Genomic DNA, 10268 nt, shown 5'->3' with positions numbered 1-10268 from the left:
GAGCAGATTCATCGGTCTCTCCAATGAAGAGACCTTCGCCTAACAGCGAATCCCCGTCAAGCCCATATCTACTTATTCCGAAACAAGATCGCAGTCCTGCTTGGCGGGCGCGCAGAAGAGAAGATCATCTACGATCATGTCTCGACCGGGGCGGCGGACGATCTGGTCAAGGCGACCGACATCGCCCGCGCCATGGTCGCGCGGTACGGGATGGACGAAGACCTCGGGCATGTCAGCTACGACAGCGATCGGCCCGGCTTTCTCGGCACCGGCGACCAGTCGTCCTGGCTGTGACGTGACCCCCGTTTCTCATCCAGCCATAACAAGAGTCCGTAGTTGATCTGAGCTGGGGTTGTTGGGGTTGGCAAGAGGCCGGTCTGCGCAGCCATCAACCAGCGCAGCAGGCCGGCCGATCTTTCCGGCAAGCGCCTCGGCATAGGCCTTCGGCGTCAGCCAGCCGAGCTTGGAGTGCGGCCGGGCTTCGTTGTAGTCGCGCCGCCAGGATTCCAGCACGATGCGGGCGTGTGGCAGCGACCGGAACAGAGTTTCGTTCAGCAGCTCGTCCCGTAGACGGCCGTTGAAGCTCTCGTTGAAGCCGTTCTGCTGGGGCTTGCCCGGCGCGATGTAGTGCCAGCCGACGTTGGCCTCGTCGGCCCATGTCAGGATGGCGTTTGAGGTCAGCTTCGTGCCGTTATCGCTGACGATTGTCTCCGGACGCCCGCGCTGCTGGATGATGGCGTCCAGCTCGCGCGCCACGCGTGCGCCCGACAGCGACGTATCGGCCACCAGCGCCAGGCACTCGCGGGTGCAGTTGTCGATCACCATCAGGATGCGGAAGCGCCTGCCGTCGGTCAGCTGGTCGGAGACGAAGTCCAGCGACCAGCGCTGGTTGGCCCCCAACGGCGTTTCCAGCGGTCGTCGCGTGCCCATGGCCCGCTTGCGACCGCCGCGGCGGCGAACTGACAGCTTCTCCTCGCGGTAGAGCCGCTGGACCCGCTTGCGGTTCACCGCGTGGCCTTCGCGTCGAAGCAGCACGTGCAGGCGTCGATAGCCGAACCGCCGTCGTTCCTGCGCCAATGCCTTCAGTCGATCCCGGAGGACTCCGTCGTCCGGCCGGGCGGCCTGGTAGCGAACGCTCGCACGATCGACGCCCAGCACCCGGCACGCCCGCCGCTCGCTCATCTCGTAGGCAGACCGCAGGTGCGCCGCCGCCTCACGACGCGCAGCGGGCGTCACCACTTTTTTCCCAGAAGGTCCTTCAACGCGACGTTGTCCAGCATCGCGTCCGCCAACATCCGCTTCAGCTTCGCGTTCTCGTCCTCCAGCGCCTTCAGCCGCCTGGCCTCCGACACGTCCATGCCGCCGAACTTGGCCTTCCACTTGTAGAAGGTCGCCGAGCTGACGCCGTGCCGCCGGCAGACCTCCGACGTCGCTACACCGGCCTCCTGCTCCCGCAGGATCCCAATGATCTGCTCTTCCGTGAACCTTGACCGCTTCATTCTGTCCGTCCTTTCAAGGGGCGGACTCTAGCTATTCCTGGAGGAGTTTCAGGGGGTCACGTCAGCTGAACCGCCGCTACCGCGACGCCACTGCTGAGCGGATGGACGCGAAGGTGCGCGACATCGTGGATGGCGTGTTCAAGCGCACCCTCACCCTTCTTGAAACCAATCTGGATATTCTCGAGCAATCGGCGCAGGATCTCCTGCAACGAGAGACACTGGACGAGCCCAATCTTGTGGCAATTGGGTCCAAGGTGAAAAGAACGGAAGCGGCCGCTGCGTGACACTGTCACTGGCGCAGATGATAGGCGAACAACCCTGACTGGATAATGAAAACGGAGAAGACGAATGGCGAACGGAGCTTGCGATATTTGCGGTCGCCCGGCGACGGCGCGCGTGCGCGCCTCGGTGAACGGCAGGGTTCAGAACATGGAGCTTTGCGACCAGCACTACAGCGAAATGGCGCGCCGGTCGGGGAGCAGCGCCTCGCCGCTGGAGTCCTTGTTCGGACGGCGTTCCCTTCTTGACGAATTCTTCGGCGAGAGCGGTTTCGGCAGCCTCTTTGGTGACAGTCCGCTGCGAGGCGGCACGCTCGGCTCTATGGGTGATGGCGATGACGCTGTCGTCGACGCCACTTTCGGCGAGGGCGCGCCGCGGCGTGGATCGCGGCGCGGCGGCGGACGCACCATCGCCGACCGGCTGAGCGAACAGGGCAACAAGCTGCTGCAGGATGCAGCACAGAAGGCCGGGGAATTCGGGCGTAGCGAGGTCGATACCGAACATCTGCTTCTGGCATTGACCTCGTCTGACGTCGTCAAGACGATCCTGGAACAGTTCAAGGTCGATGTGGACGATCTGCGGCGCCAGATCGAGAAGGAAGCGAAGCGTGGAGACGCCAAGACGGAAGGCGAAATCGGCGTAAGTCCTCGCCTGAAGGACGCGCTGAACCGGGCCTTCATGGCCTCGAACGAACTCGGCCATTCCTATGTCGGTCCCGAGCACCTTCTGATCGGCCTTGCCGAGGAAGGTGAAGGCCTGGCCGCGTCGATCCTGCGCAAATACGGATTGACGCCGCAGGCGCTTCGCCAGCAGGTGACCAAGGTCGTGGGCAAGGGAGCCGAGGAAGGCCGCGTGGAGGCGCCTTCCAGCACGCCCGATCTCGACCAGTTCAGCCGTGACCTGACGAAGCTCGCCCGCGAGGGCAAGCTCGATCCCGTCATCGGCCGCGCCCGCGAGATCGAGACGACGATCGAAGTGCTGGCCCGCCGGAAAAAGAACAACCCGGTGCTGATCGGCGAGCCCGGCGTGGGCAAGACCGCCATCGTCGAGGGACTTGCACAACGGATCGTCGCGGGCGAAGTGCCCGAGGCGCTGCGCGACAAGCGGCTGGTCGAGCTCAACATCAACTCGATGGTGGCCGGGTCGAAGTATCGCGGCGAGTTCGAGGAGCGAGTCCAGAAGATCCTCAAGGAGATCACCGAGGAGAAGGACAGCCTGATCCTGTTCATCGACGAGATCCACACCATCGTCGGCGCCGGCCAGGGCGGTGGCGAAGGTGGTCTCGACATCGCCAACACCTTCAAGCCGGCGCTGGCGCGGGGCGAGCTGAACCTGATCGGCGCGACGACGCTCAACGAGTACCAGAAATACATCGAGAAGGACGCGGCGCTCGAGCGACGGTTCCAGCCGGTTTATGTCGAGGAACCCACGGTAGCTCAGGTCATCATGATCCTGCGCGGCCTGCGCGACACGCTGGAGGCGCACCACAAGGTGACGATCACCGACGAGGCCATCGTCGCGGCAGCCGAGCTTTCTGATCGCTACATCACTGGCCGCTTCATGCCCGACAAGGCGATCGACCTGATCGATCAGGCAGCCGCACGGGTGAAGATCAGCGCCACAGCGCGCCCTGTGGACGTCCAGGAGTTGGAGGCCGAAGCCGCGCAGATCAAGCGCGAGCAGGATTATGCCGCAGCCCGCAAGCAATTCGACCGAGCAGCAGAACTGAAGAAGGAGCTGGAGCAGAAGCAGAAGGAGCTGGACGAGCTTCTGGAAATCTGGAAGCGCGACCAGGCTTCGGCGACCGCCGAGGTGCGCGCCGATCACGTCGCGCAGATCGTCTCCAAGATCACCGGCGTTCCGGTCACGGAGCTGACCACCGAGGAGAAGGACAAGCTCCTCAAGCTCGAGGAGAAGCTGCACGAGCGCGTCATCGGCCAGGAAGAAGCGATCCGCGCCGTGGCCGATGCGGTGCGCCTGGCGCGTGCGGGTCTGCGCGAAGGTTCCGGTCCGACTGCGACCTTCCTGTTTCTCGGGCCAACCGGGGTTGGCAAGACGGAACTGGCCAAGACGCTCGCCGAGGTGATCTTCGGCGACCAGGATGCGATGATCCGTATCGACATGTCGGAGTATGGCGAGCGCCACTCGGTTGCCCGGTTGGTTGGCGCACCTCCGGGCTACGTCGGATACGACGAAGGCGGGCAGCTGACGGAGAAGGTGCGCCGTCGGCCCTACTCGGTCGTGCTCCTCGACGAGATCGAAAAGGCGCATCCCGATGTCTACAACATCCTGCTTCAGGTGTTCGACGATGGCCGCCTGACAGATGGCAAGGGCCGCGTGGTGGACTTCACTAACACCATCATCATCGCCACCTCGAACCTCGGTTCGGACATCATCCAGCGCAACCTCACGAAACGCGGCAGCAGGGAGTTCGACGAGGCCAAGCAGAAATCCGAACTGATGGAGGTGTTGCGCGGTCATTTCCGGCCAGAGTTCATCAACCGGATCGACGAGATCATCGTCTTTCATTCGCTGAATCAGTCGGAGATCCGCCAGATCGTCGAGTTGCAGCTCAACCGGGTGAAGCGGACCGCCCTTACCCAGGGCGTCGAACTCGAACTCGATGTGAGCATCCTGGATCACTTCGGCGCGGTCGGCTTCCGTCCCGAATTCGGTGCCCGCGAGCTACGCCGGCTGATCCGGTCGGAGCTGGAGACCGAGTTGGCTCGCGAACTGCTCTCGGGGCGGATCGAGGATGGCGACAAGGTCCGCGTCGCCTGGTCAGCGGACGAACAGAAGGTCGTGTTCGAAAAGATCGCAAGGGACACCGGTGACGACAGCCCGGACGATCCGGCCCAAGCCGGGATCGGCGAGTCCAGCGCAGTTGCCGAAAACAAGGCGGACGCTCCGACGCCCGATGTCCCAGTCGACGCCAATGATAAGGAGCAGTCCAAGGACGATAAGTCTACCGGGTGACGTCGTGAAGGACTGGCCGGCGCGATGACGGTCGCGCCGGCTCATCTCGTTAAAAAGCGACAAGCAAGGTCACACGGCATGGAAGTCATCAGAGCATTTCGCAATCTTGACCGGCACGGCCAACAACGCGCGCCTGAGGTCATCGAGGAAGAGGTGCGGCAACTTGAACCGCATCTTGTACGCTTCCGCGAGGATCTCGTCCGGCTCGAGGTCGTCGCTTCCCAGACAAGGAACAAGACCCGCATCCATGTCAGCCTGCGCCTGCAACTGCCTTCCGGCGTTATCGCAGCGCAGGAAGAGGGATTCGAGATCGAACCTGTCCTGCGCAAGGCCTTTGCCGACCTGCGCCGCCAGGTCGATCGGCATGTGGCGCGCCTCAAGCACGAGCCGGAGTACAAGCGTCCAGCCCGCCGGCGCCGGATCGGTGCCCCGCTGCCGCCCGCGCGGGATGCGGCGGAGGCGGAGCGGCGCCAACTCTTCTTCGACCTGATCAAGGATCATCTCGATACGGTCTACGACGCGGTCCGGCGTGAGTTGACCTATCTCGAGTGTAGCGGGTCTGTGCCGGCTGGCTACCTGAGCGTTGGCGATATCGTCGATGCGACGATCCTCAACGGGCTCAACCGCTTCGAGCGGCGGCCGACCGAATTCTCCGTCCGGGACTGGCTGACGCAGCTGGCCTTCGAGACCGTCGAGGCCGAGGCGCAGGCTGCGCGCCGCGCGGTGCCCGAGGATGCCGCCTCGATCTACGAAGCGCCCCAGGCGCCTGGCGGAGAGCTTACCGAGTCTGATGAGGAGATGTTCGAGTTCTACCAGCCCGACGACGTGTTGAGGCTGGAGGAACTCATCGCCGACGACGGCGGCACGGATCCTGAGACCGAAATGAGTCGTCATGATATCGCCGTGACGCTGCACCGGGCAATCGCCGATCTTCCGTCGGTCGAACGCCGCGTTCTCTATCGGCTCCACCTAGACGACGCCACGCTTGCGGAGACGGCGGACCTCCTCGGCCTTTCCGAAGCAGAGGTCGAAGAAATCGCCGAGAAGGCGGGCGAGACACTGCGCAGCAAGCTTGTCGAAGCGGGGTTGATCAGCGAGGCATCGGGGCGCGCGCCCATCGAACGGGAAATTGCCCTGACGCAGCGCCTGCCCCAGCCAGTCGAGTACCGGCGCCGCGTGGCTGCCGCGCTCGCCGGCGCGGCGACAAACGCAGAAAACTGAGTTGAAACAGGAACAGGAAATGGACCAATGAGAACGGCCTCTGAAAACCCGACCGACCAGATGCAAGACATGCTGTGCAGCCTGTCCCGGAATTGGTGGGCATTCGTGTTGCGCGGCGTGCTCGCATTGATCATCGCGGTGCTGGCCTTCGTCATGCCTGCGGAATCGCTTCTGGCGCTCACGCTGGTCTTCGGCGCGTTCGCCTTTGCCGACGGCGTGTTCGGCCTCGTCGCCGCGATACGTAACATCCGCAAGGGCAAACGCTGGGGCTGGCTGATGTTCAGCGGCCTCCTGGGGATCGCCACCGGCGTCGTCGTGGTTGTCTCGCCCTTTGTCGCGACGCTCGTGCTTGCGACATTCCTCTGGGCCAGCATCGCATTCTGGTCCGTGTTCTCCGGCGTCCTGGAAATCGTGGCGGCGATTCGCCTGCGCAAGGAAATCAAGGGCGAAATCTGGCTCATCCTGAGCGGCCTTCTGTCCGTCACCCTGGGGGTCTTCGTGACCTGGATGCTGCTGACGCGCCCGCTCGAAAGTTTTCTTGCGCTTGGCTGGCTTCTTGGCTTTTACGCCGCCTTCTTCGGAGCAATGATGCTCCTGCTGGGCCTGCGGCTGCGCCGCGCCAATCACACGGAGCACGACAAAGGTCCCGACGTCAACCAAGCCGCTGGCACATGACTCGCGGAATGACGACCGGGCGGCCCATCGGCAACGAGGATGATTTTACTCGATGGGACGAGACAATCTTTGACCGCTGTCTAAAGGCTGGTTTCAATCCTTTCGGCAGCGGTCCGACGCCGGTTTTCCCGCAGCCGAGTGGCGAAGAACAAAGCTGCGAGAAGCCCAATGTTCGGCTGAGGGCAGATTGCAAAGAGGACGATCGCCAATGAACTACAGACTGCGCGATCTTGCCTACCTAGTTGTCGCCACCTCGTTTGGGGTCGGCATCTATTTTATGTTTCGCGCAATGTATATGTCGGAAGAGCCTCTGCCGTTTGCCCAAGAGGTGACGCTGGTCTTTCTGGGCGCCGTCGTCACGATCGCACTTACCGCCGCTCTCCTCAATCGTCAGACAGAACTCGAGCTTCGGAAAGAAGGAAGGGTGATCATCCTTCAGCAGCAATGCGATATATACATGTCGTGCATAGAAAAGGTCGCGGAAATTGTCGAGAACGCAAAGCATGAGGCCGGGCTGATCGATGATCTGAGGGTTCTCAATCATAAGCTTGCGGTGGTAGCCAGCGAAGAGGTTGTGATCCGCTTTGAGGTCGTTCTCGACGCCCTGTTGTCCGGCTTTGCGGACGGCGCGCTTTCCGAAGCTGACGGCGAAAAGGTGATGCAGTCCGTTGCCGATCTGACAACGGCAATGCGATCTGACGTCCTCCAGAACACGGCCTTGACCTCAACGAATGCGGCGAGCGCCATTCGCCGCAACTCGACGCGAATGGAGAAACTTGACGATCTCAATTTTGAAGCGGAGGTCGCAAAGATTAAGAAGGAGAAACGTCATGATGCGCGGCCATAACCGCCCGCCCTTTCCGCCGACGATACCCGGGACCAACATGAGGTCTTGGGACGTTCCGACCGCGATCATTTACCGGCCGGCTCGTTCCGCGATGACGTCGGCGCCGCGGCCCAACTACTGGATACTGGAATTCGAGCCGTCTCGACCCCTGCAGGTCGAGCCGCTGATGGGATATACCTCCAGCAACGATCCCTACCGTTCGATCCGGCTGAAATTTCCCGACCGCGAAAGCGCCGTGGAATTCGCGGAGCGGCAGGACTGGCGCTATTTCGTGCGTGAGGACGTGGCTCACCGGCATGCGCCTGACCGCTGGCGGGGAGAGGAACGGCATCGACTCCACAAGGGAGCCGATGCGCCGGAAGCCTTCCGCATCCCGTCCCGCGTGGATCACGGTCGCTCGGATCACCGCCTCCGGCGCGCGGTCGAGCAGAAAGGCACGGTGGACCTGTCGTCGCAAGAAGAGGCCGAATTCGATCCGGTGCTCGAAGCCTCGCTCGAATCCTTCCCGGCCTCCGATCCCCCGGCCTGGACGGGCGGGACGATCGCCGGGAAAGAACAATGAACGGAATGTCTAGAGCGAGGGAGGATCTGCCGCTTGTTTCCCTACCATGACAGCGTCGCGCGCCGTTACCCGCCCGTCATCGTATGGGCGGTCATCGGCATTGACGTGCCTCTGAGTTTTCATCCAGCGGCGACCAGAGTCCTTGGGTTAGTTACGCCTCGCAGCGTGGGGTGAGCAACAGGCCGAGCCGCGCAGCTTTCAACCTGCGCAGCGGGTCGGCCTGTTGCGGTCAGACTGGCGGCAAAGGCCTCCGGGGTGAGGTAGCCGATCGACGAGTGCGGCCGGCGGGTATTGTAGTCCAGCGCCCAGGCGGCGACCTTCTGGCGGGCGTGATCGAGGCCGAAGAACAGGCTTTCGTTCAACAGTTCGTCGCGCATCCGCCCGTTGAAGGATCCACAAACCCGTTCTGGGTCGGCTTGCCCGGCGCAATGTAGCGCCAGTCGACGCTATGATCCTGCGCCCAGGCCAGGATGGCCGTGGACGTGAACTCCGTGCCGTTGTCGCTGACGATCATGGCGGGAGGTCCGCGCCGAGCGATCAGTGCTGTCAGCTCACGCGCAACGCGGCGTCCCGAGATTGAGGTGTCGGGGATCGCCGCCAGGCACTCGCGGGTGACGTCGTCGACCACGTTGAGAATGCGGAAGCGGCGGCCCGTGGCGAACTGGTCGTGCACAAAGTCCAGCGACCAGCGCGCGTTCGGCCTGGCCTCGACCAGGATCGGCGCCCGCGTGCCGATGGCGCGACGACGGAAGCGGCGCTTGCGCACCGTCAGGCCTTCCTCGCGATAGAGCCGGTAGATCCGGTTCTTGCCCGAAGGCTCGCCCTCACGCCGCAGCAGCACGAACAGCCGCCGATAGCCGAACCGTCGCCGCTCCACAGCCAGCGCGCGCAGCCGCTCCCGCAGCGCCGTGTCCGGCGGGCGGCAGGACCGATAGCGCACCGACTTACGGTCCGCCTTGATGATGGAGCAGGCCCGCCGCTCGCTGACGCCGAACGCCGCCTTCAGATGGGCGACGGCCTCGCGCATCGCCGCGGGCCCTACCACTTTTTTGAGAGCAGATCGTTCGGCGCCGCCTTGTCGAGCATGGCGTCCGCGAGCAGACGTTTCAGCCGGCCGTTCTCGTCTTCCAGGGCGCGCAGGCGCTGGGCGTCCGACACGCTCATCCCGCCGAACTTGGCTTTCCAGGCGTAGATCGTGCCCTCGGACACCCCGTGCTTGCGCGCCAGCTCGCCCGCTTTCGCGCCGGCCTCGTTCTCCCGCAGAATCCCGATGATCTGCTCTTCAGTGAATCTCGCTCGTTTCATTCCGTCCGTCCTTTCAAGGGCCGGACTCTAGCTCCGCGTGGAGGAAATTCTCAGGGGCACGTCAACCGGAAGCTGCATTCAGTAGTGGGATCTTACGTCGCGACTGCAATCTGGATTGAAGGTCTGGCGTCAGGAGTGACATCAGAGTCCGCTGCTGGCGCTGTGCTGACCTGGAGCACGCCGGCGCACTGGTCGTCCGCTATGAGTGGGTAGCGGGCCTCAGTCGGTGATCTGCGCCACGTAAATTTCATAGTAGGCAGGTCCGCCGATCTCGGCCGTCCATCGGTTTCGAACCCAGAACTGTCCACCGCCATCTGAGTAGTATTGGTCGCACAATTCGTAAGGGGCGACTTGGCCGTATCGGCGACAGACGCGGTCGCCCTTGACCTCCCACGTGCCTTCACGCGCGCCGGGCCCCACGTCCTCAACGCGTCCGTCCGCGAAGTAGCGGTGGCTGTGGGGCGTGTGGGTGACGTGCTCAAGCTCGGTCCAGCCGATCTGTCGGCCCAAGAGGAATTCCCGAAGGTTCTGGCCGGTGATCGCCTGTTTAGGACGATGTCCTGACGCCGGCTCGGCCTGATCGGCGGCCTGAGGCGCGGAAATCCCAAAGAGCACCAAGACGGCGATGAGGTTGATCATCTCGCTACTCTTAAGGCAGCAATGGCAAGCGAAGCCAAGTCGCGGAACGTCCGCTCAGGGAGGGGCGCGGTCCTTCAGCGGGCCCCGGACCGAAGGTCAGGTTCTCGCCGCGGCGGCAATGTCCGCATCTGGCGCTAAAGTCACCCGCCAACGCTAGCGCCATGGGCTAACCGCGCGACAGGCCCGCACAATCCAGGGCATTCAACCGGCGAGGGGTCAGGGAACAACAGTCGCCGGTTGTGCGTCCGCAGCTCTTTCGCCTAAG

The 10268-nt window shown here is 63.3% G+C and carries 9 protein-coding genes and 1 pseudogene; 7 read left to right on the top strand and 3 right to left on the bottom strand.

The genetic code is table 11. The features are described 5' to 3' along the window. Positions 1-66: 66 nt before the first annotated feature. Positions 67-294, top strand: a complete 228-nt coding sequence (locus ACFFGE_RS12450; protein WP_376836740.1) for a hypothetical protein — start codon at positions 67-69, stop codon at positions 292-294. Positions 295-309: 15 nt separating this feature from the next. Here ACFFGE_RS12450 and ACFFGE_RS12445 read toward each other — a convergent pair. Further along, positions 310-1499, bottom strand: a protein-coding gene (locus tag ACFFGE_RS12445) for an IS3 family transposase (protein ID WP_376836718.1) whose coding sequence is annotated in 2 segments (ribosomal slippage) — positions 310-1241 and positions 1241-1499 — 1191 coding nt in all. Because the reading frame shifts where the segments join, the coding sequence is not laid out codon by codon here. A 113-nt stretch (positions 1500-1612) separates the two neighbouring features. Between ACFFGE_RS12445 and ACFFGE_RS12440 the strand changes: the two genes are divergently transcribed. The 6 genes from ACFFGE_RS12440 to ACFFGE_RS12415 all read left to right on the top strand — a co-directional run bounded on the left by ACFFGE_RS12440 (position 1613) and on the right by ACFFGE_RS12415 (position 8059). Continuing rightward, positions 1613-1783, top strand: coding sequence for a hypothetical protein (locus ACFFGE_RS12440; protein ID WP_376836716.1), 171 nt, complete (start codon positions 1613-1615; stop codon positions 1781-1783). A 64-nt stretch (positions 1784-1847) separates the two neighbouring features. Further along, positions 1848-4754, top strand: a complete 2907-nt coding sequence (locus ACFFGE_RS12435; RefSeq protein WP_376836715.1) for an ATP-dependent Clp protease ATP-binding subunit — start codon at positions 1848-1850, stop codon at positions 4752-4754. 78 nt (positions 4755-4832) lie between these two features. Further along, entirely contained in the window at positions 4833-5975 is a 1143-nt protein-coding gene (locus ACFFGE_RS12430) for a sigma-70 family RNA polymerase sigma factor (RefSeq protein ID WP_376836713.1), read from the top strand. 60 nt (positions 5976-6035) lie between these two features. Beyond that, positions 6036-6650, top strand: coding sequence for an HdeD family acid-resistance protein (locus ACFFGE_RS12425; RefSeq protein ID WP_446680622.1), 615 nt, complete (start codon positions 6036-6038; stop codon positions 6648-6650). 208 nt (positions 6651-6858) lie between these two features. After that, complete coding sequence (locus tag ACFFGE_RS12420) at positions 6859-7497, top strand: hypothetical protein (RefSeq protein ID WP_376836711.1); 639 nt, start codon at positions 6859-6861, stop codon at positions 7495-7497. Next, positions 7481-8059, top strand: a complete 579-nt coding sequence (locus tag ACFFGE_RS12415; protein WP_376836710.1) for an NADH dehydrogenase ubiquinone Fe-S protein 4 — start codon at positions 7481-7483, stop codon at positions 8057-8059. Before ACFFGE_RS12420 ends, ACFFGE_RS12415 begins: the two co-directional genes overlap by 17 nt. Before the next feature lie 119 nt (positions 8060-8178). Here ACFFGE_RS12415 and ACFFGE_RS12410 read toward each other — a convergent pair. Next, a pseudogene (locus ACFFGE_RS12410) lies at positions 8179-9364 on the bottom strand (IS3 family transposase). 219 nt (positions 9365-9583) lie between these two features. Continuing rightward, positions 9584-10003, bottom strand: a complete 420-nt coding sequence (locus ACFFGE_RS12405; protein WP_376836709.1) for a hypothetical protein — start codon at positions 10001-10003, stop codon at positions 9584-9586. Positions 10004-10268: the final 265 nt, after the last annotated feature.

The sequence above is a fragment of the Brevundimonas balnearis genome, assembly GCF_042434805.1.
Lineage (GTDB): Bacteria > Pseudomonadota > Alphaproteobacteria > Caulobacterales > Caulobacteraceae > Brevundimonas > Brevundimonas balnearis.
This window is presented reverse-complemented; position numbering and strand designations above follow the sequence as displayed.